Origin of the sequence: Paenibacillus gorillae (assembly GCF_000513275.1) — a bacterium.
GTDB lineage: Bacteria > Bacillota > Bacilli > Paenibacillales > Paenibacillaceae > Pristimantibacillus > Pristimantibacillus gorillae.
Map to the genome: position 1 here is coordinate 1 of NZ_CBVJ010000018.1, position 21,467 is coordinate 21,467.

At 51.9% G+C, this 21,467-nt stretch carries 21 protein-coding genes and 1 riboswitch; of the genes, 14 read left to right on the plus strand and 7 right to left on the minus strand.

The genetic code is table 11. The features are described 5' to 3' along the window. Positions 1-417 precede the first annotated feature (417 nt). Together TY10_RS02620 and TY10_RS02625 are read right to left on the minus strand one after the other, a co-directional pair. Positions 418-1,536 carry a DegT/DnrJ/EryC1/StrS family aminotransferase gene (locus tag TY10_RS02620; RefSeq protein ID WP_042160301.1) on the minus strand — a complete coding sequence of 373 codons (1,119 nt, stop codon included), beginning with the start codon at positions 1,534-1,536 and terminating at the stop codon, positions 418-420. Positions 1,537-1,539: 3 nt separating this feature from the next. Further along, a complete protein-coding gene (locus TY10_RS02625; protein ID WP_042160303.1) occupies positions 1,540-2,220 on the minus strand; it encodes an acetyltransferase in 681 nt (226 codons plus the stop codon). A gap of 210 nt (positions 2,221-2,430) precedes the next feature. Here TY10_RS02625 and TY10_RS31240 point away from each other — a divergent pair, with 210 nt between their 5' ends. Further along, entirely contained in the window at positions 2,431-3,399 is a 969-nt protein-coding gene (locus TY10_RS31240) for a DUF4214 domain-containing protein (protein ID WP_052350311.1), read from the plus strand. Between the two features lie 47 nt (positions 3,400-3,446). Beyond that, positions 3,447-4,343, plus strand: a complete 897-nt coding sequence (locus tag TY10_RS02640; protein ID WP_238327418.1) for a glycosyltransferase — start codon at positions 3,447-3,449, stop codon at positions 4,341-4,343. Here the strand turns inward: TY10_RS02640 and TY10_RS02645 are convergent. Genes TY10_RS02645 through TY10_RS02655 form a run of 3 tightly spaced genes read right to left on the minus strand, consistent with a single transcriptional unit; the run spans position 4,340 to position 7,329 of the window. Next, the gene (locus tag TY10_RS02645) at positions 4,340-5,512 is read right to left on the minus strand and encodes a glycosyltransferase family 4 protein (protein WP_042160312.1); all 1,173 of its coding nucleotides are present in this window, start codon (positions 5,510-5,512) and stop codon (positions 4,340-4,342) included. The genes TY10_RS02640 and TY10_RS02645 overlap by 4 nt on opposite strands. 33 nt (positions 5,513-5,545) lie before the next feature. After that, positions 5,546-6,637, minus strand: a complete 1,092-nt coding sequence (locus tag TY10_RS02650) for a glycosyltransferase family 61 protein (RefSeq protein ID WP_042160314.1) — start codon at positions 6,635-6,637, stop codon at positions 5,546-5,548. Between the two features lie 5 nt (positions 6,638-6,642). Continuing rightward, positions 6,643-7,329: a class I SAM-dependent methyltransferase gene (locus TY10_RS02655; protein WP_042160316.1), complete on the minus strand. Its 687-nt coding sequence runs from the start codon at positions 7,327-7,329 to the stop codon at positions 6,643-6,645. A 281-nt stretch (positions 7,330-7,610) separates the two neighbouring features. Between TY10_RS02655 and TY10_RS02660 the strand changes: the two genes are divergently transcribed. From TY10_RS02660 to TY10_RS02670, 3 genes are read left to right on the plus strand one after another with little or no spacing between them, the layout of a single operon-like run. Continuing rightward, on the plus strand, positions 7,611-8,678 hold the full coding sequence (locus TY10_RS02660; protein WP_155985663.1) for a glycosyltransferase family 2 protein: 1,068 nt from the start codon (positions 7,611-7,613) through the stop codon (positions 8,676-8,678). Continuing rightward, on the plus strand, positions 8,675-9,418 hold the full coding sequence (locus TY10_RS02665) for a glycosyltransferase family 2 protein (RefSeq protein WP_042160318.1): 744 nt from the start codon (positions 8,675-8,677) through the stop codon (positions 9,416-9,418). The genes TY10_RS02660 and TY10_RS02665 overlap by 4 nt, the downstream gene beginning before the upstream one ends. Before the next feature lie 39 nt (positions 9,419-9,457). After that, on the plus strand, positions 9,458-10,516 hold the full coding sequence (locus TY10_RS02670; RefSeq protein ID WP_042160320.1) for a GT-D fold domain-containing protein: 1,059 nt from the start codon (positions 9,458-9,460) through the stop codon (positions 10,514-10,516). Between the two features lie 88 nt (positions 10,517-10,604). Here the strand turns inward: TY10_RS02670 and TY10_RS30950 are convergent, their stop codons facing one another. Next, entirely contained in the window at positions 10,605-11,174 is a 570-nt protein-coding gene (locus TY10_RS30950; RefSeq protein WP_042160322.1) for a hypothetical protein, read from the minus strand. A 290-nt stretch (positions 11,175-11,464) separates the two neighbouring features. Between TY10_RS30950 and TY10_RS02680 the strand changes: the two genes are divergently transcribed. Both TY10_RS02680 and TY10_RS02685 read left to right on the plus strand, forming a co-directional pair. After that, positions 11,465-12,514, plus strand: a complete 1,050-nt coding sequence (locus TY10_RS02680) for a mannose-1-phosphate guanylyltransferase (RefSeq protein WP_042160324.1) — start codon at positions 11,465-11,467, stop codon at positions 12,512-12,514. Then, the gene (locus tag TY10_RS02685) at positions 12,511-13,464 is read left to right on the plus strand and encodes a GDP-mannose 4,6-dehydratase (RefSeq protein WP_042160326.1); all 954 of its coding nucleotides are present in this window, start codon (positions 12,511-12,513) and stop codon (positions 13,462-13,464) included. Before TY10_RS02680 ends, TY10_RS02685 begins: the two co-directional genes overlap by 4 nt. Before the next feature lie 67 nt (positions 13,465-13,531). Here the strand turns inward: TY10_RS02685 and TY10_RS02690 are convergent, their stop codons facing one another. Further along, the gene (locus TY10_RS02690) at positions 13,532-14,866 is read right to left on the minus strand and encodes a glycosyltransferase family 4 protein (RefSeq protein ID WP_238327417.1); all 1,335 of its coding nucleotides are present in this window, start codon (positions 14,864-14,866) and stop codon (positions 13,532-13,534) included. A gap of 198 nt (positions 14,867-15,064) precedes the next feature. Further along, positions 15,065-15,176: riboswitch (TPP riboswitch) on the plus strand. A gap of 147 nt (positions 15,177-15,323) precedes the next feature. Here TY10_RS02690 and TY10_RS02695 point away from each other — a divergent pair. The 7 genes from TY10_RS02695 (at position 15,324) to TY10_RS28595 (ending at position 21,313) form a co-directional block, all read left to right on the plus strand. Next, on the plus strand, positions 15,324-16,352 hold the full coding sequence (locus TY10_RS02695) for an ABC transporter substrate-binding protein (RefSeq protein ID WP_155985664.1): 1,029 nt from the start codon (positions 15,324-15,326) through the stop codon (positions 16,350-16,352). 59 nt (positions 16,353-16,411) lie between these two features. Continuing rightward, a complete protein-coding gene (locus tag TY10_RS02700; protein ID WP_042160332.1) occupies positions 16,412-16,714 on the plus strand; it encodes a thiamine-binding protein in 303 nt (100 codons plus the stop codon). Continuing rightward, a complete protein-coding gene (locus tag TY10_RS02705) occupies positions 16,704-17,483 on the plus strand; it encodes an ABC transporter permease (protein WP_042160334.1) in 780 nt (259 codons plus the stop codon). Before TY10_RS02700 ends, TY10_RS02705 begins: the two co-directional genes overlap by 11 nt. After that, a complete protein-coding gene (locus tag TY10_RS02710) occupies positions 17,483-18,256 on the plus strand; it encodes an ABC transporter ATP-binding protein (protein WP_042160336.1) in 774 nt (257 codons plus the stop codon). Before TY10_RS02705 ends, TY10_RS02710 begins: the two co-directional genes overlap by 1 nt. A gap of 43 nt (positions 18,257-18,299) precedes the next feature. Beyond that, entirely contained in the window at positions 18,300-19,115 is an 816-nt protein-coding gene (locus TY10_RS02715; RefSeq protein WP_042160338.1) for a TatD family hydrolase, read from the plus strand. A gap of 208 nt (positions 19,116-19,323) precedes the next feature. After that, positions 19,324-20,505 (plus strand): glycosyltransferase, encoded by a 1,182-nt coding sequence (locus TY10_RS02720; RefSeq protein WP_052350313.1) that lies wholly within the window; start codon positions 19,324-19,326, stop codon positions 20,503-20,505. A 16-nt stretch (positions 20,506-20,521) separates the two neighbouring features. Further along, complete coding sequence (locus TY10_RS28595) at positions 20,522-21,313, plus strand: glucosaminidase domain-containing protein (protein ID WP_052350314.1); 792 nt, start codon at positions 20,522-20,524, stop codon at positions 21,311-21,313. Positions 21,314-21,467 lie beyond the last annotated feature (154 nt).

A 21,467-nucleotide genomic window follows, 5' to 3' on the forward strand; every position in this document is an offset into this window, starting at 1 on the left:
AATCCATCTACCATCGAGTAGGCGATGAGAAAAACTGGAATCAAGAATGGCTGAATGAACCGTAACGCGCAGCGCCCCCGTGCAGTGAACTTCAGAGGTTTGCGGCAGTCAATAGGGAGAGCGGAGTGTAACGAGTTCAAGCAGACTTTTTGCCGATTCAATCCATTTACCATCGAGTAGGCGATGAGAAAAATGGAATCAAGAATGGCTGAATGAACCGTAACGCGCAGCGCCCCCGTGCAGTGAACTTCAGTGGTTTAAGCAACCACCCGTGCAGTGAACTGTAAAAGGGTTTACGGCAGCGCCCGGCCCCCCAGATAGTTCCACCAATCAGTTCCGCCAACTAATCGACTCCCGCTGATGAAAAAAGGCTGCCTCCCCAATAAGGAAGGCAGCCTTTCCCCTATCAACAACCGGTTACCCATGCAGCAGCCGATACTTAATACGGTCTGTTATATACTGGATATCCGACTCGCTAAGCCCGCCGTAGGTCGGCACATTTAAGCCTTGCGCAGCGATCCGGTTAGCGACCGGAAACTGGTCATGCGGCTGAAGATCTTTGTACGGCGGCAGCACATGCATCGGATAGAAGAACGGCCGCGTCTCTATGCCGTCTTCTTTCAGCAGCGCCATGAACTGGTTTCGCCGTTCTTCATCGGCGCCATCCAGCACGATGCTGTACATCCAGTACACGTTTTTAGCCCAAGGCTTCTGAACGGGCAGCGTAATGCCGCTTGTGCCTTGGAGCTGCGCATCATACAGCGAAGCGACGCGAATGCGTTCGCCAACATGCCAATCGATATTTTCCAGCTGCGCGCAGCCGACGGCAGCTTGCATATTCGTCATCCGGTAGTTATAGCCGATGACGGGAAACCAGTATTTGCGTACCGGGTCGATGCCTTGACCTCTCAGCGTCCGCATCGTACTGGCAAGCTTTTCGTCATCGGTCGTAATCATACCGCCTTCGCCGGTCGTAATGATTTTGTTGCCGAACAGGCTGAACGTGGCACAACCGCTTAATGAGCCGGTCCGGCGGCCGTTAAATTCCGCACCGAGCGCTTCGGCTGCGTCTTCAATCACGAACAGGCCATGCTTTTGAGCCAGCGCGTGAACGGCATCCATATCGACCGGGTGGCCATACAAGTGGACGGGAATAATCCCCTTCGTCTTAGGTGTTATAAGCGACTCTGCATGCTCGATGCTGATATTCCATGTATCCGGCTCGCAATCGGCGAACACCGGCTTCGCGCCGCAATAGACGACGGCATTGGCGGTGGCGATAAAGGTCAAAGTCGGCACGATCACCTCGTCACCAGGCCCAACCCCATGCGCTAGCAGAGCCAGATGAAGTGCAGTCGTTCCGTTGCTGCAGGAAATGGCATAGCGGGCGCCGCAATAAGCGGCGAAGGCTTCCTCGAAAGCCGTAATATATTTTCCCGTCGATGAAATCCACGAGGAATCGATACAGTCCATCACGTATTTTTTTTCATTTCCGTTTAAAACGGGAACGGCAACCGGATAAAATTTGCCTTCCATTCATTAAGTCTCCCTCCGTGATACGTTCGGTTCTATAGAAGCTTGAATGCGCTTGACGATAGCAGGCACACCGACAGCAAGCGCATGATCGGGAATGTGCCGGATAACGACGGCTCCCGCTCCAATCATGCATCCTGCCCCGATCCGCATCCCGTCAATGACCTTGGCGCCGGTTCCGAGAAAGCTTAAATCACCTACGGAAACGTTGCCGGACAGGGTACAGCCGGGAGCGATGTGGCAGGCTTCGCCAATGACTCCGTCATGGTCGACAGTAGCCCCAGTATTAATAATGGAATAGGAGCCGACGGTCGTATCCGGCTGAATGACGCTGCCCGGCATTACCGCGACGCCGCTGCCAAGGGTAACGTGTGAAGCGAGATAAGCGCGCGGACTGATTGCATTGACCAGCTCATAGCCAAGCGATTCGGCATAGCGGGCCAGTTTCCGCCTGCGCTCGTTGTTTCCAATGGCTATAAAAGCATGCCGGACGCCTTGGGCGTAAAGCAAGGGAAGCTGTTCGTCGCCTCCAAGTACGGCAAGGCCTAGAAGCTTGTTGTCCTCATGCTGCCCCAGACAGCCTATTAATTCCACATGTGTATCGGCCTTCAAGATATCGATAATGACCTTGGCGTGCCCTCCGGCGCCGACGATGACGGTCTTGTTCGGCAGAGCGTGATTGCGCATCGCATTCGACTCCTTCTCATCTAATAGGATGGCAAGAGAAGAGCAGTTACTCTAATTTATTCATTTCCGTTGAAATGGTCTCAAAAAGGGATAGACAGCCGTCTATTTTCATAAATATGGTTGTAAAGCCCGGCCCGCTCGGGCGAATGCCGTTGCTCTTTCCGGCCGTGACAATACTCTAACTAGAAGAAGACGGATTGGAGGCTGAGTATGAAACGCAAAGGTAATCGCAAAAGAGGCTCAATCAAGCGCGGTTCGCAAAGCCGAAAAAAACGCCGCAAGCATGCAAGGCCGGGAAGATTGCTGCGAAAATCAGGCAAAGGAAGGCGAAAAGGACGCCGCGGCCGTAAGGGCCGTAAAGGATATCGCCGCCGTCTGGCAAGAACAAGAACGAGAAAAAGAGCGGTGAACATCGGCTTTGACGCTGTTCGGCTGAGAACAAGTAATGAGAGCTTCAAAAAGCAGCTCCCTGCGGGCGGGCGCATTATAGATTGGTTCCGCGAGATGTTCAAGCTGGATCATGATGAATTTCTATGGGAGCTCTACCGTCAGATTCTTCAAAGAGAACCGGATGCTGCTGGCTTTCACGATCATAAACAGCGGCTTGGGAACGGAACAGCAAAAGTGTGGATCGCGGCGTCGATTATTCAGAGCCAGGAAGCGGAAGACGTGTTTGGCAGAGGACCTTCCGGTGAGGCGAACACCGCCGCTCATGTTTTCCAGCACTTGTTCCCGGCCGCAGATCTGGACTTTATCCATGCCGCTCATGTTCATATCATGCTGCGTGAACCAGAAGCCGAGCGGGTTGCCAGCTATGCTGCCACCTTGCGTCAAGGGGGGAGCGTTGGATATGGATTGCGCGGTTACTGCTCTCCGACGAGGCACAAAGCTTGCTGGCCGCCGCAAGTCCGCCGGTACCGGAAGCCCCCCGATCATCCGGGAAATACCGGAACATCGGCATTTTCCTATGCTTTGGGTCACAAATTTCAATGGACGGCGAAGGCATTGGCCGATTCATTGCCCGGCTGTCGGAAGGGCTGCTTGCCCTCGATAAAGGATATATGCTGCATGTGGCGACGACAGAGGCGAATTTCAAAGAGACGAACGCCGTTTTCCACGCCCTGCTTGAACGTTTTAAAGGCCGCATCCAAATTCATCATTCAGACAGCATGGATATGATTAACCGCAACGTTCCCGCCGACGTCTGGATCGTGCCTTATATCGGTATGGCGTTGGCGCAATATTTGCAGAAGCCGATCATCGTGTGTTTGCATGATCTCGTTTATTTGCATTTTCCAGAGCTGTATGCAGGCAACCAGGCTCATTATCAATACGTGCATGCCATTGCACAAAAGATAACCGCGAGAGCGGCCGCAGTCGTATTCGATTCGGAGTTTACGAGACGTCATGAGGGCCATAAGTTTCTATCGCTGCCTGAGCACCAGACGACTGTCATCCGGTTTGCAGCGCCCCGCGAGGAGTATTCGGCCTTTGGTGTCGTCAGTGAGGATACGATCCGCAGCAAATATAAACTATACGGTCCTTATATTGTGTTCCCGTCTGTTATCCGGCTGCATAAAAATCATGAACGGCTGGTTGATGCCTTTCACAGGTTCCGCTTGACCGAGATTGGCGCTGCCTCAGGTCTAAAACTCATATTCACGGATGATTTGGTGAATCGCCCAAGGCAGCAGGAAATAACGGCGGCGCTTAATGCGATTGGTGATCCCGGCATTCGGAGTTCTATTCAATTTCTTGGCCGCATTCCTTCTGGGGAACTGCCGTCTCTTTACAAGTATGCGAGCGGTACAATCGTTCCGACGCTATTCGAGGGCAGCTGCCCGTTTCCAATATTGGAATCCTTGCTCATGGACACTCCTGTCGCCTATGGACGGCTGGAAGTTGTCGAGGAGGTTATCGCTGATCCAAGCAGCTTCGCCACCTTTAATCCTCTTGACCAGTTGGAGATGGCCGATGCGATTGCAAGACTGTGGCTTCATGGCAAATCGGTCGTGCCGGAGCAGAAAGCAGCGCTTGGCGGCATCCTGCACCGGAACTGGATCGATGTAGCGCGCGACTATTCGGCAATCGTCGATAACATTGCTGCGTCAACGCCTTCCTAATAGATACGTTTGGCATAGTAGCGGTAATACGTCTCACGAAGCACGGCAACATATTTGGCTGCAATATCATCCCAGGTCTCGGTTGGATCATGAATCCCTTGCAAGGCGGAGGTTTTGTACTGCTCATAGTTTTTCATCAGCTCTTCCAATGCCGCTACGATAGAATTCGGGCTATGCGGGTCGAACCATGCGATCTTGGCGCTGTGCCGGGCCAGGTGCTCCCGCATAACCGGAATATCCGAGCAAAGCACAGGCGTTCCGAGCCTGAGCGCTTCTTCTACAGGATAACTCCCGCCGCCCTCTGAAAGGCTGGGCATAATGAGTGCTTTTGCATTTTTAATGAGCGCGGGAATGTCCTGATCCGATACGAAGCCAAGCGGATACACATCCGAATCGACCTGCAGCTGATACGTGTTCATAATGGAGGACAACGTGGGCAGCCAGCTGTATTCACTGGCGAAGTTCGGAAACGGATGCCGCAATTGTTCGGTCAAATAGCCAGTCAATATAAGCGGATGCTGTTTGCGATATTTATATTGGGCAAGCGCCAGCAGCAGATTGCTATGGTTTTTATGAGGCGAAGTATTGGACGGATAGATGATATATTCCCGGGGCAAAACGCTGGACAAAGTAGGCGAGAGCTGGGTCGAATGCGAGCTTGCAATTGGCGTAATGGCATGTGGAATGACAAATGCAGTCGTGTTGCGGCTGCCGAAATGGGCAATGAGCCGATTTTTCATATGCTGGGAAGATACAGCGACAGAGGTTACGTTGTCGAGCCATTTTTGGGACAAGCTCCAATGGAATTCAAGCTGTTTGCCATCGGTGAAAGGCGGTACAAAATCAAAAAAAGTCGTGTCGTGGAACGTACAGAGCGAAGGCCGGTCTATCGGCACATATTGGTGCGTATGCGGCCAGAAATAATAGATAACATCGACATTGGCCAGCAGAAAGGAAGCCGCGGGATGATCGATGGTTGTATCATGCACGACGACGTCTACATTTTGAACCCGGTTCAGCTCATTCATATTCCGCGAAAGGGACTGCGATCCGACAACGAGCCGGATATGCTCAACGCCGGGCTGTCTGGCCATTGCTTTCGTCAAGTTATGCAGCAGCCGCATGCCTCCTCCGATAGAGAAGTTGACCGACCAAATGAGTATTCTCAAAATGTTTATCCTCCTGTTGAAAAAAGGCTGAGCTTATACGCCCGCTAGTCTCATAATCCGCTTAAGCTTCGTAATATTGACGATGATATTGTCCATGCCAGGCACCGGTTTATCTGGATGCTCGATGGGGCAAATCATTTCGTAATAATGAACCCCAGCATGGCCGGCCAGCTTCCAAAAATAATTGTCCGTGACGTTGCTTGGCGACAATTCGATATAGTTCGTACCAGGCTCGCAAAAGGCGATATTGATGCTGCCGCTGCCAAAGGGTGCGATGACGGTCCGGGCGCTGGAGAAGATCGCGATTTTTTCTGCGGTCGACAAGGGCGACAGCACGATTTTGCGAAAACCAAATGTCTCCAGCATACCGATCAGCTCAGCTTCGTTCGCTACATGCCGCATGACTGCGTCTTCCCGGGAAATATAGATCCGGTCAAAGCCCCGCCGTTTGGGCAGATGCTGGTTATGCTTCAATCGCTCTACGATATAGCGGGAAGCCCATGGCGGACATTTGCCGATAACGACAGGAACAGCTGGTGCAAGGAGCACATCGGCAACTATATGGAAATCGAGCTCTTCCACCTCAATCAATTTGTCCATCGGGATACCCAGCATGCGGAGTGATTCAAATTGAAACGGATAATGCAGTTTACCGATTACGTAATGGTCGATCGGAATGCCGCTTTCTTCTAATAGATGGAAGCGGGGTAAAATATCAAAAAACCAATGGCCGAAAATGTTATGCGTTCTCGTCGTATAGTGAGGCAGGTTCCAGCCCCATACGAGCGTAGCAACGGTCTTATTCATATGGACTGGAGGCGGCAGCTCCGTCAAGGTCATGGGCGGGCAGTCATATTCCAGATCGCGCAGCCTTTTGTTATCAGGCGTGACGACGTAGCAGTTGCTCGTTGCTAGACGCCCGTTCGGAATGACGGCGACGAATGCGTCGTCGCAGCTGCAAATCGGCAGCCAGCGGTGTCCGTCATAGCCCTTAATATCCGGCAGGCTGCGGGTTTCCGCAGGATGGATGATCCGGTAATAATGGGGAACCTGCTCAAGCGGCAGCTGGAGCGATTGAATCCATTCGCTCGTCTTCTCGTAGAACGACGTCGGAATTTTGTACATGTGAATCAGCTCCTAAATTTCTCGTAATAGGCCGCGAGCCGATCCTGCTGGTGAAGCAGCGGTTGGAAAGAAGCAGGACATCCTTTCGGGAACAAAACGCCAAGTCCGTTCGAGTGATTAAATTGGAGTCTCGGATAATCGCGAAGCTGCTCCCAGAGCTTATATACGCCGAAGTCGCCGGACCGAACCGCGATGTCATGAAACAGGATGATGCTGTTGTCCGCCATTTTTGGCAGCCAGGTAGAAAGGTCGTGCAGCACAGCATCATAGGTATGATAACCGTCAATATGAAGCAGATCGATGGAGCCTAAGGCGAAGCGGGGCAAAGCCTGCTGAAACGTGCCGCGCAGCGTAGCTCCAATACCGGAAAATTGCTCCGTTGTAAAGGAATGTACCGCTTCATAGATAACATCGCTGTAATGGCTGTAAGAACCGGTATGCGGATCGCCCTCCCACGTATCAACAGCAAAGCAGCGTGTCGGCAGGGAGCCATCCTTCACCGCTTGGCAAAAACTGAAAAAGGAGGTTCCGTATAACGTTCCTAATTCAACCAGCACGCGCGGCTGGGCGAACCGTACCAGATCGTAGGCAAAACGGCGATGTCCGGACCATGCGCCTTCTTTCATAAATTCCACAGGCAGCCGTGGGGAACTGTCCGCGGCGAAATGCGGCTCATAATACTTCCATTCCATAGTTAAACCTCCAATAGCGAGAGTTAAAGAGCACAGTTACCGTATCCTATGTTTGAACCTACTGATAGGATAGGGCGATTGAGCCGAGGCAATTTGCACATTTATCGAATCTGCACTGCAATATTGCGATAGTTATTAATAGAGAATATGGTTTTTGGCAGGCCGAGGGATTGCTATAACTCGCGGAAAAGGGCTGTACACTAGCCGTTGCGCAACAAGGCGGGGAACATACTATGTCATAGTGATAAGTCTACTATGATGAGAGGAGCGGGGTTTATTACATGAACCGGGTACGTACTCGCCGGAATCGTCGCAAACCCTCGTCCGTACGTACGACGCGGCGAAAAACCGCTGGAAAACGGAAACGGGGTAAAACTGCAAAGCCGGTCACTCATTCGCAAGCGGCGTGGAGACTTGGCCGAAGCGCAGCCGAGAGCGGACTTATACAGCAGAATGAAGAGGAACAACTTGCCTTGCAAAGACATTGGGCGGCTTCATTACGCCAATCGGGCAAAGGTGCTGCAGCGGATAATTACAGCTCCCGCATGAAGTCATTTTTAGCCGGTTACTTCTCGGTGAGCGGGAGAGCGGCGCCGAACTGGCTGCTGCTTCCGACTGAAAAGACGGTTGGCGCTGTCGTAATGGCGATGAATGAGGAGCAGTCATTGAAGGCGGCGATTGAAGAGCTGGAGAGACTTCCGCTGCAGGAAATTGTCATCATTGTTAATGGCTCTACCGATAACACGCTGCATAACGCAAGAAACAGCGGCCGGGCGATTGTTCTCCATTACACGAGTCCGCTTGGGCATGACGTGGGGAGAGCTATCGGCGCGAAAGTCAGCGTATCGGAGGTTATGCTGTTTGTTGATGCGGACATTCCGATCGATGCCGAAAAGCTGCTTTCCTTTATTCGGCGGATTGATGGAGGGCTGGATGTAGCCTTAAATGATTTGTCGCCGTTCATCGGGTTATTCGAGGGAAGAGATGAAGTAACGATGCTGAAGGAATTTCTCAATCGCTCCATACAGCGCGAGGATTTATCCATTAATTCATTAACGGCTGTACCCCATGCGATGTCCCGGCATGCGATCGAGACAATTGGGCCTGCTAATTTGGCCGTTCCACCGAAGGCGCAAGCGATTGCGTTGAAATCAGGGCTTCGTGTAGGCGTTGGCGGAAGCGTTGATGTGATCACACGCAATCGGGTCCGGAACTCCAATACGGGGGCAGGCAACGAAATGATTCAGCTGATCGTTGGCGACCATATGGAGGCACTTGGCTGGGCGATGGGAAGCTCTGAGCCAAGACTCACGTATGCAGACAACGTTAGAATGAGGGGATCCAATTGAGAAGGGATGAGCAAACGGAATTAACGAGCATCATCATTCCCACCTACAATGGACTCTCTCTGCTGCGCGAGGCTATTGCTTCGATTCGCAATTGCACGACGGAGCCCTATGAGCTTATCGTCGTCGACAATGGCTCGACCGATGGAACGATTGCTTATTTGCAGGAGCAAAATATTACCTTCATCTCTCATCCTGGGAATAGGGGGTTTCCCGTTGCTTGCAATTGGGGGCTTCGGCTTGCCCGAGGCGATTATTTGCTGCTGCTTAATAATGACGTTCTCGTATCGAAGCATTGGCTGAGCGGCATGCTTCAGCATTTCCGCCGGGATGCTTCTGTTGGTATCGTCGGTCCATTATCCAATTACGTAAGCGGGCGCCAGCAGATTGAAATGACAGGCAATGATGTCGAGACGGCCGCCAGGCTTATGAATGAGCACAAGGGAGAATATGAGATCGTCAAACGGGTGATCGGATTTTGTATGCTGTTCAGCCGGGGCCTGCTGCAGCGAATCGGCGTATTGGATGAACGGTTCTCCCCGGGCCACTTCGAAGATGACGACTATTGCTATCGCGCCAGTCTCGCGGGTTACCGTATCGTTATTGCGAAAGACACGTTTGTTTTCCATCATGGCAGCGCCAGCTTTAAACAAGGCGGCCAGGAAGGGCTAAACGAACTGATTGCCCGAAATCGGCAGTTGTTTATCGATAAATGGGGAATGGATCCCCATCGTTTCATATAAGCGCCGGTTCACGGCGGCAATGGGAGATGAGGGGAAACGATGGCAGCTCGGTTAAGAAAAAGAAAAACGGCGGCAACGGGACGGAAGCGCCGGAAGCGCCCGGCAGGCAGCCGGAAAAAGCGCCGTATTGTGCAGCCGCCGCCACATCCGGATGGACGTCATTATGACGAAGGTTATGACAGCGGCCATACAGCAGGTTTTGGCAGCGGATTCGAGAGCGGAATGGTCAAGGGCGGCGAAAACACCGCAGCAAGTTCAAGCTCCGAGGAAAGATTTCAGCAAGGCTACAAAAAAGGAGCCGCAGACGGACGTTATGAAGGCGGCGAAGCCATCGTTGACCGGATAATGCCCCCTCATTGCGTGCTGCCGGATACGCCTCTGGAAGCAATAATCGCCGCAGGTATAGCCGCCTATCAAGAACGGTTCGTTAGGCTGATGTCCGTCGAGCAGGTAGCGGAGCGCATTGCATTGGCTCTGGAGCAGCAGACTCCCTTATCGGTCGTTAGACTAGGGGATGGTGAATTGCTGGCGATGGCGCAGGAAACGGTTATGCCGATTGAGGCCGTACGGCAGGAAGGCAGTTTTTTATCCTATGCCGGCCTGGAAGTGCCGAATCTGGCCGTTCGCGATCAATTGCGGGATGCGGTCAGAAGGGCGGATATCGTCGGCATCCCCGTATTGCGTCAGCCCAATTACCAGATGCTGGCCGGTTCTGTACTGCAGGCGCATGGAATCGACATTCGAAGCCGGCCGTTTGCCGATTCGCTTGTGAATTACGGACTGTATAAAGGCGGTTATTTGCAGCATTTGCTTCAAGGCCGCAGAGTGCTCCTGATTGGCAATAAAGCTGAGGCGCTAGCATCTGTACTGTCCAGCTATGGCGTAACGGTCGCGGGTATAGTGACACCGGTTAACGGTGTAACGGATGCTTCAAGAGCAGCAGCTGAAGCCCAGCATCATCAATTTGATCTGGCCTTAGTCTCAGCCGGAATATCTGCGGTGCTGATTGCGGAAGAGCTTGCCCGGATTACGGGGAAGGTTGCGCTTGATTTCGGCCATATGGCGGATACCATCGTTAAAGGCGAAGCGCCTTTCTAAGTTTGATATCAGCTAAGTTATGTAGTCGCCCCGTAAGGGGCGATTTGTTCGTAGTGGAGTTCCCGCTCGCTAAAGTTTCAAGCCGTTATTAAGGAGTTGTGCCGACCGTAGCCGCCAAAGACGAGTACGTAATCGTTGCAGTCGTTCCAAGCGCAATAACGACGCCGGAGATCGTCACTTGCAGCGAATACGTGTGCGAGCCAGCAGCTAAACCTCCTGTAAAGTATGTCACCGGTATCGCTCTTTCGATCGAGAAGAGTCCAAGCAGTGTTACAGCAAGAAGGTCTACAGTTGCGACAGTCGCAACAATTGCACCGTCCTGCAGCAAATCAACTGTAATTGTAGGGTTAAGCGCAACTGCGAGAAGAGCCGTAAAGCTGATATCCACGTCAACGACACCACTCACGATGACCTGGTTAGATGCAGCTGTGACTGGAACGACGATCGATACGGCAGTAACGGCAGTATCGGCAGTTGGAATGCTGGTAGGCACAGTACCTTGAGCGCCGACTGCTGCAGAGCCTGGACCTGCGGGACCTGTTGCACCAGTAGGACCGGTAGGACCTGTTGCACCAGTAGCGCCTGTAGCGCCTGTTGCACCAGTAGCGCCAGTCAGTCCGGTTAAACCGGTCAAACCTGTTAATCCTGTTTCACTCATTTATATATCTACTCCTTTCGGTTGGTATAGTAAAGTATATGCTGATAGATTCAGAGAGCCACGGTAGCTGTACCGTGGTCAATTGTATATTTTCACAGACAGGACTGTGGCCGAGTTATTTGCCTTAATTATGAATGTCGCGGTGTATTCGTCCATTAGCTTCTCTCTAGCAAAGCATACGATGTTAATATGGCGTTTCAAATATAAAGCATCGTTTATATGAGGAGGAGCTGCGGTTTGATACAATCAGCAAGGCGAATAGTAGATTCAGAGCTTGAAGGTGAGCTTCAATGAAAGCAGTAATTATGGCGGGGGGCAAGGGAACGAGATTCTGGCCCCGCAGCACGGCGGATAAGCCGAAACAATTTCTGGCCCTCACATCGGAATACGCCACGATGCTTCAAATGACATATGACCGGTTTCGCAGTGCGCTTTCGGTGGAAGATGTCTACGTTGCCGTAAGCGAAAATTATCTGTCCATCGTAAGGGAGCAGTTGCCAGCGCTTCCTGTAGAGCAGCTTATTATTGAACCGGAGCAGCGGGATACGGCGCCGTGTATTGCCCTTACAGCGGACTTTTTTATGAAGCGGAATCTTGATGATGTGATCGTAACAGCTCCGTCCGATCAATATATACCGGATGCGGACGAACTGATGGAGGCGCTCCGCATCGCTGAGGCGGCTGCGAAGGATACTGGCGTCGTTGTAACACTTGGCATAGTGCCAACCCGCGCCGAGACTGGCTACGGTTATATAGAAGCTGCCGAAGCAACGGCCGATGAGAAATACGGCAGCCGGGTAAAGGAAGTGACCGCTTTTATCGAGAAGCCTTCAAAGGAAAAAGCGGAGATATTGATACAGTCTTCCAACATATATTGGAATAGCGGCATTTTTATATGGAGGCCATCTACGATTGCTGGCTACATGGAGCGGTATCAGCCCCAGATGTGGCGGATTTTCAGGCAGGAGGGAGCAGCGCTGCAGGAAGCGTATAGACAGCTGCCGAAGCTTTCGATCGATTACGCAATTATTGAGAAGCTGGAGCTGCTCTATACGATTCCGATCGAATTTACTTGGGACGATGTTGGCACATGGACGTCACTAGAGCGCGTATTCGAGACCGATGATGACGGAAATATGATGTTTGGCCGCATCTATCCGCTATCTACACGCCGAAGCATCGTATACTCCGAGCAGCAAAAGGTCGTCGTAATCGGTGTCGAGGATTTGATTATCGTATCGACGGGGGAGGGATTGCTCATCTGTCATAAAAGCGAAGAGCAAAACGTGAAGCAAGCGATCGAAGCCATGAATTCCGATCAGGAGGATCGTGAGGCATGAAAGCATTGATTACAGGCATCAACGGCTTTGCTGGCAGCCATCTGGCTGAGCATTTGCTTGGCAGTGGTTTCGAGGTGTCTGGTACGATCCGAAGCAGCAGTTCCCTCCGGCATATCGTGCAGCTGCAGGATACGGTGCGGCTGTATGAATGTGAACTAACGGACCATGCTGCCGTAGAAGCGATGATTGCGGAGCTTCGGCCGGATCTCATCTTTCATCTCGCTGCGCAAAGCTTTATTCCGGATTCTTGGGCCGCACCGATGGAGACGATTCATAATAATCTCTCCTGTCAGGTGCATTTATTGGAGGCGATGCGAAAGCATTGTCCCTCTGGAAAAATATTAATCGCCTGCTCCAGTGAGGAATACGGGCAAGTAGAGGCGGATGAGGTGCCGATTAAGGAAACGAATCCGCTCCGTCCGTTAAGCCCTTATGCAGTGAGCAAAATCGCGCAAAACTTTTTAGGCTATCAATATTTCAAAAATTACGGTTTGTACGCAGTGTGTGTCAGGACGTTCAATCATACCGGACCAAGGAGAGGCGAACAGTTCGTCACCTCTAACTTCGCCAAGCAGATTGCAGAGATAGAAAAGGGGCTTAAGCCGCCCGTGCTTTATGTCGGCAATCTGGAGGCCAGGCGTGATTTTACAGATGTAAGAGATGTCGTTCGCGCTTACGGTCTGGCGCTAGATAAATGCGAGCCGGGGGATGTTTACAATATCGCGTCCGGAGTTGGCCGGGAGGTCCGGGAAGTGTTGAATATACTGCTCGGCTTCAGTACAACGCAAATCGATATCCAGCAAGATACCGCTCGCTTACGGCCATCGGATGTGAAGGTCGTTGTCGGTGACTATTCAAAGTTTCATGCGAGAACTGGCTGGCAGCCTGAAATCCCGTTCGAATCGACTTTGCTTGATCTATTGAACTATTGGCGGGGAATCGTATCATAGGAAACAAAAAAAGGTCCGAGAGCGGCGATGGAACAAGTTCATGCGCTGTCTTGGGCCTTTTTCTGGTTTATAGGGGAAGCAGACCGAGCTGTGCCAGTCTAGCCTTCATGCGCTGACCGACTGCCAGTGGAGAAAACTCGTTGCGAATCGTATACTTGCCATTAGCAGCGAGGGATGCCCGCCATTGTGGTTCATCCGCCAGTCTTTTCATATAATCTGCTGCATGCTGGATATCAGGCTCCGCCCAAATTTGATAGCTTTTGTAGGGACCCCAGTCTTGCCCGACTTGTACAAGCTTATAGTTGACGGGACAGGAATTGGTAATGTTCATAAAATCGGTATTGCCCGACCAGTTCGTACCGATGACGGGTTTGCCCAGATACATCGATTCGGCCAAACCAAGCCCAAAGCCCTCTGCCCGGTGCAGCGAAACAAAGCTGTCGCAGCACTGCAGCAGGGAGTTGACCTCAAGGCGTGACAGCGAGCGGTCGATCAGATAAATGTTAGCATGCTCCGCAGCCAACTGGCGGATGGGGGCAAATTCCTCCGGGCGGAAGCTGGCATTGTTCAGCTTCAGTACGAGCCCAACCCGGGGGTCGTTTTTGGCAAAAGCAAGCTTGAACGCTTCGACTGCCGCTTGCGGATTTTTACGTGAAGCGGAGCTTTGGGCGTCATACATCATAAGAAACAGAAATCGTCCGCTGGGCAGTCCGAAGTGGCTCCTGTTGTACTCGGAGGCTACCTGTACGCTTACGCCGTGCGGAATGGCAATGACCGGAACGGGAGATTTCCTCGCAATCGAATCGGCGACGAAGCGGCTGCAGGTCCATACCTCCTGCACGAGCTTGAAGGCATCCGCATATTCGTCAGGAAAGTCCGGCAGCTCCCAGTGCCAGTAGCCGATATTATACCGGTTCTGTGCGAGCGAAGGCCCGAAATGCTCCATTGCAGGAGCCATGAAGTCTGCATTAATATGGAAGACATTTGTATTATAAAGCGGTTCGTTTAATTCTTTATGCGACCAGCTGTCATCGAGCATTCTCGAGGACACTTTAATCGGGTAGTCTAGCAAGCCGAATGGAATGCCGGCAGCATTCGCTGATCTTGCAGCCAGCCTGGCCGATTCGCCGATTCCCATTTCTGCCCGGATGAAGCCGACAATGTTCAGCCCTTGCGGATAGATGGGAGGGCTTGACTGTGCTTCTGTGGTATTCGGCTGAGCAGTAAGCTGCTTTTTGAATCGCCGCAGCCGTTTGCGGCTTCGTCTTCTCGCTTGCCGCGGTTTCCTTCTGGAACGGACTCTTCTAGTCCTTCTTTTTCGCTTGAGCGATTTGTTCGAAGATTTTACTTTCGATCTGGATCTTTTCTTATGAGTCCGGCGTCTTGAGCGCTTTTCCATCATTCCCTTCCTCTCTGCGGGGAGCGGAAATCATTTCGTTTCTAGTGTATTCACGGGAACGGCTGCCATGGCAGGCGTTTGCCCTTTTCATTAAAAAAAGCGGCATTTGTCCCGCTTCGGCAAGCATAGGGAGACAGGCGGATCATGTTATTTTCTTGGCTTTTCACAGACGCTTTGCTATAATGAGCCTATTAATTCAATTGAATCGTTAAGGGGAGCTGGCGGAGGCCGGCTGAGAGGGAGTTTCGAGTCAACTCCGACCCGTATACCTGATCTGGGTAATGCCAGCGTAGGAATGGAACCGCATCATGCAGCAAGCAGGCGTATTCAGCCTCTTCTCGTCATGCGCCAAACAGCCGACTAATGGGCGTCCTCCGTATCAGGGGGGCGCCTTTTCTTTATCGTTAGCCGAATTCCCGATCACACGATTTGATGAGAGACAGAAAAGGAGAGAATGGATATGAGGGGAACAAAAACAGGAATAGGGAGAGCGGCAATTGCGCTGCTTGCGGTAATGATGGTGCTTGCAGGCTGCGGAGCCGCAAAAAATAACGAAGCAGGCACAGAACCGAATGGCAATACGGGCGGCGAACTGAAGAAGGTAACGGTCGTACTCGACTGGACGCCGAATACGAATCATACCGGGTTGTATGTTGCCCGGGACAAAGGCTTTTTCAAAAATCATGGACTTGACGTCACGATTATCCAGCCTGGACAGGACGGCGCTGATAAAATGATCGCTTCCGGTAAAGCGGAATTCGGCGTCAGCTATCAAGAATCGCTTACGATGGCGCGAATTGCCGGCTTGCCGATCGTTTCGGTAGCGGCGGTCATTCAGCACAACACATCGGGCTTTGCCTCGCCAGTGGCTAAAGGCATCGATTCACCGAAAAAATTCGAAGGAAAAACGTATGGAGGATGGGGCGCTCCAGTAGAAGCAGCGGTAATCGAATCCATTATGCAGGAGGAGCAAGCTGATGTATCCAAGGTGAAAATCTTGAGCATTGGCGATAGTGACTTCTTCACAGCTGTAAAGCGCGACATCGATTTCGCATGGATTTTCTACGCATGGACGGGTGTCGAAGCAGAGCTTCGCGGCGAGAAGCTGAACATGGTGTACTTGACGGACTATAGCGATAAACTGGATTACTATACGCCAATATTGACTGCAAACGAGAAGATGATTGCAGAGCAGCCGGAACTCGTTAAAGCTTTCGTTGCAGGTGCGTCTGAGGGTTATCAATTTGCAATTGATCATCCGGAGGATGCAGCCGAAGTGCTTATCAAAGCAGAGCCGGACTTGAATGCAGAGCTGGTGCGTGCGAGCCAGAAGTGGCTGAGTCCTAAATATAAGGATGACGCACCGCGCTGGGGCGAGCAAAAGCTTGAAGTATGGAATAACTACGCCAAATGGATGTTTGATCATAAGCTGCTGGACAAAGAGCTTGAAGCCGATAAAGCATTCACTAACGAATTTTTGCCCAAATAAGGATTGGCTCCGTCAGGAGCGGGAGTAACGGAGAAAATAATGGACAAGGGGATAGGAACATGGCAAACGCATTGGTCAGCATTCAAATTTTACCGACAACACCGGAAGGACAAAGCGTTTATCCTTATGTAGACCGGGCAATCGAGATTATTAAAGCATCGGGAGTCCCTTACCGGGTAGCTCCGCTGGAGACGACGATGGAAGGCGAACTGGGACAATTGCTGAGCGTTGTGCAGCAAATGAGCGAAGCGATGGCTGAGCTTGGCTGCCCGTCTGTTATTTCGCAAGTTAAGATTTACTACAACCCGGCGAACGGCGCTTCGATGGGAAGACTGCTGGAGAAATATCCGGATGGACAATAGCAAATCGGGCTGGCGATCGATCTATCCGCCTGTACTCGTTATCGCGGTATTGCTTGCGGTATGGGAAGGGGCTGTCGTCTGGGGAGGCGTGCCGGAGTGGAAGTTGCCCGCTCCCTCTGTCATCGTAAAGGAGGCCATCGCCATATGGCCCCGGCTGATGCTCCACACCGGAGCGACGGTGCAGCTTGCGCTGATCGGCTTTGCAGGCGGTGCGGCGGCGGGCTTTGCGCTCGCCGCTTTGCTGCATCTGATCCCCGGAGCGCGAAGAGCATTTTATCCTTTATTGGTGTTGTCCCAGAACGTACCGGTTGTTGCAATTGGACCTATTCTGACGATTTGGCTGGGCTATGGCATTTTGCCAAAGCTCATTCTCGTCTGGATCGTTTGTTTTTTTCCAGTATCGGTTGCCATGCTGTCGGGTCTTAACGATACCGATCCGGTGCTGCGCAATTACATGCGTATGATCGGCGCTTCGAGGCAGCAGCAATTTTGGCGGCTGGAACTGCCGAATGCCGTAACACATTTGTTTTCCGGGCTTAAAATCGCAGCTACTTATGCCGTTCTCAGTGCGGTGGTCGCGGAGTGGATTGGGGCTGAGAAGGGGCTTGGCCACTTTATGCTCCTCTCCTCCAAGGGCTACAAGGCTGCCAGTGTCTTTGCATCTGTGTTTCTTATCGTCGCGCTAAGCTTGACGTTGTTCGGCTTGGTCGTATTGGCGGAAAAGCTTGTCGTCCGCTGGCGGCCAGCGAAGGAGGCGAAGAAGGTCTAATGAGCAAAGCACAATGGGCGCTTGAATTGAAGGATGTACGTAAAAGATTTGTGAGCCGGGGCGGAGCCAAGGAAGTGCTTGGAGGGATATCGCTGACGGTGCGGGACGGAGAATTCGTCTCGATCATCGGTCCTTCCGGCAGCGGAAAGACGACGCTATTTCAATTAATTGGCGGTCTTGCTCCGCTCAGCGGCGGCGAGATATGGATGGACGGGTGCAATACAACGGGCCAACGCGGTCATATTGCTTATATGCCCCAGCAAGCTTCGCTTATGCCTTGGCTCACCGTCAGAGGAAACATCGAGCTCGCCTTGCAAATCGCAGGCATTGACCGGAAGCAGGCAAGGGATAAAGCTGCGGATTGGCTGAGGCGCATCGAGCTCGACTCATATGCCGAATCTTATCCGCATGCTTTATCTGGTGGGATGCAGCAGCGTATTTCTTTTCTTCGTGCACTGCTGTCACCGAAGCCTTTCATGCTGCTGGATGAACCGTTTGGCGCGCTGGATGCGCTCACCCGCCAGCAGATGCAGCAATGGCTGCTGGCGATTTGGGAGGCCAACCGCCGCTCTGTACTGCTAGTAACCCACAGCATAGAAGAGGCACTGCTGCTATCCGATCGAATTATCGTTTTATCGGCAGCTCCGGCAGTTATCGTAGATGAGATCGTCGTTCCGTTCGCAAGACCCCGCAAGGAATCGCTATGGACGGACCCGGAATTCAACACGCTCAAGCAGCGCATATATGAGCAGCTTCATCAGCCGACCGTATAGAACAAGTATTACTATGGAAGTATTGGAAAGGAAATGATCCCGTATGCCCCAGTCAATCGGCATTGATGCCCATATCCATCTTGACTCCTACCCAGCGGATGAGCAGCAGCCGATGTTGAATCGCGCAATCGCTGATGGTGTGGAGGCGGTAATTGCCGTATCTATGCATAAGGCGTCGTGCGAGGCAAACCGAGAGCTGGCCTTCCGTAATCCAGGCATCGTTCATCCCGCATACGGCTTTCACCCCGAACAGCCATTGCCGGAGGCCACGGAGCTGGACGCGTTGTTCGCGTGGATTCATGAACGTAATGAAGAAGGGGAGACTTTTGCCATTGGTGAAGTTGGCTTGCCTTACTATACGCGAACGGAAAGCGAGGCAGGGGGCAAGCCTTTTGATGAGGCACCCTATCTGGCCTTGCTGGACCGATTTGCGGCCTTGGCAGCAGAGCTGGATCGTCCGCTTATCCTTCATGCCGTATATGAGGATGCAGCTAAAGCGATCGAATTCCTTCAGCGCCATGGCGTGCGGAGAGCACATTTCCACTGGTTCAAGGGTGATGAGGCGACCATAGCCCGTATGATTGCATCCGGTTTCTTCGTTTCGATCACACCGGATGTCGGGTACGAGGAGGAAATTCAATCGCTTGTTCGCCGTTATCCGCTGGAACTGTTAATGGCAGAGACCGACGGCCCTTGGCCGTTCGAAGGCGAGCATGCCGGCAAGCAAACAGAACCGGGGATGATTGCCTCCGTTGCGGCAGAGATTGCGGCAATCAAAGGATTGACGGTTGAAGAGACAATAAGGACGCTGCGTGACAATACGCGGAGATTTTACAGCTTGGCAGCGTCTGCTGTATAGAGTTGATAGAACGATAGTAGAAAGGATTCAAAGCGGTGCCGGCAGGCTCCGATTTGAATCCTTTTTTTAATGAATAGTAGCGATTTGTCCTCCCGCCCTCGTCTATTTCTCTCGAAACCGAACGCATGCCTAGGTCAAGCAGGTACATTTTTAGATGGTGGCAATATGCTATAGAATACACAGGGGAACAAAGGCAAGGAGGATAGCAATGGTATCAATCGGAGTGTTTTGGGGTTACTCCTTCGTCACCTCTTTCGATCAGGAAGGAATCGGCAGATATTTCTTCCGTCTAATAGAAGGACTGCTATCGAAGCGGGTCTATCAAATGAAAGTCGCTGTTCAACCTTGCAATTATGACGAGCTGGAACGAGTGCTGCAGCCATTGCAGCGCAGTTATGGCGTTAATCTTGAGCTTATTAAGTTTACGCATGTGCGTGATTTAAACCGGAGGGCGAACGTAGATATTTGGATCGTGCCATATGTAAGCCTGGATAATGCCCTCCAGCTAAGCAAACCTTTTTTGCTGTGTCTGCATGATCTCGTCTATCGGCATCCATTTCTAAGTGAGATATACCGGAGCAAATACCCCGAAGCATGCGCCCGTCTGGAGCTTCTTGCACCATTGATGTGCCAGCGCGCAGCGGCAGTCATATTCAATTCAAACTACATTTTGCAATATGACGGTCTGGAAGGGATGGGGCTGCCGAGATGGAAAACGGCGCTTATCCGCACATCGGCTCCCGTGGAGGAATTTCAGCTGTTCGGCATGCTTTCGGAACGGAGATTTCGCCAAAAATATAACTTATTGCAGCCGTACTTCTTGTTCCCGTCCGCTGTGCGCGATCATAAAAATCATTATCGGCTTGCGCAAGCCTTCTTGAATTTCCTTCATACACGTGAAGGGAGACGGTCGAATCTGCAGCTGGTTTTTACCGATCATGCGCAAAACCATCCGCTCGGCGGTGAGATCGATAGGCTGGTACAGAGCTGCAGCATTGTGGCGCATCGGAGCAGCGTACGCTTTATCGGACGTATTCCATCGCATGATCTGCCCAGTCTGTACCGCTATGCTAAGGGTACAATCGTTCCTACGTTGTTTGAGGGCAGTCTTCCGTTTCCCATCCTGGAATCGTTGACGATGAATACGCCGCTTGCTGTGAGCCGAATTCCGGTCACAACGGAGCTGGTGAACGATATGAACAGCTTTAATGACTTTGATCCATATTCCTTAGCGGAAATGCAGGCGGCAATTTCCAAGCTATGGCGTGCGGATCCGTCTCTGGTGGAGCGGCAAAAGCAGGAGCTTAACGCCGTACTGCAGCGAAGATGGTCTGATGTTGCCGCAGAATATGGCCTTGTTATTGCTAATGTGTTGAGATTGTCAAATTAAGAGGTGATGGATCATCATGGCTCCTATTACGAGAAAACAATTTATAGAAGCGCTTGCGCCTACTGTTATTCAATTGCGCCGTGAAGGAGGCGTTCTGCTTCCTTCCGTGCGGCTCGCACAATGTTTGCTGGAAACCGGGGGCATGATTCATCCCTGGTATAATCTCGGCGGCATTAAAGTTGGCGGAGGAAAACCGAATGCTTATTGGCAAGGTCAGGCTGTCGTAAAAGGAACCTGGGAATATGTCGATGGAAGGAACGTCGACGTTAAAGCTGCGTTCCGTGCATATAACAGTGTCTATCATTATATGAAAGACCAAGAGCTGCTGCTCGCGACGCCCCGCTATTCCCGCGTCCGGTCTGCAGCTACGCCTGAACTTCAAGCGCAAATGCTCCGGGAGTGCGGCTATGCAACCGACCCGGCCTACGAGAGGAAATTGACCGCAATTATTCAGCAGTATGGGCTGCGCAGTTATGATGCGGCTTCCGCTGCGTCCGATCCTGCTGCGCCTTCGGAGGGAGGCGCCTTTCAGAAGTCGCCAGCGGCTCCAATTCTCGTAAATGGACTTGTTGCTGCGATAGGCCGGAAGCAGCCTGGAGGAACAGTCTGGGTACCGGCCAGATCGCTCGGCGAATCGCTCGGAGGCGAGGTAGGCTGGACGGGAACACAGGTAACAATTAACGGCAAGACGATTGAGACGGTGCTGGATGTGCGCACCGGATACGTGCCTGTCAGGGAGTTGGCGGCGGCTCTCGGCCTGCAGACGATCTGGGAGCAATCTACGGGCACTGTTACACTTAAGAAATAAGAGTGGCCGCCTGTGCGACTTAGCTTTGAAGTTGCATATTGAAAAACAATAAGAAACCGTTCTTTCGTAAAATGGAGATTCCAACTGCCATCTACGGAAAAACGGTTTCTTTTGTACACTTAATATAGAATGCTGCATTCCAGCTATGATTTCT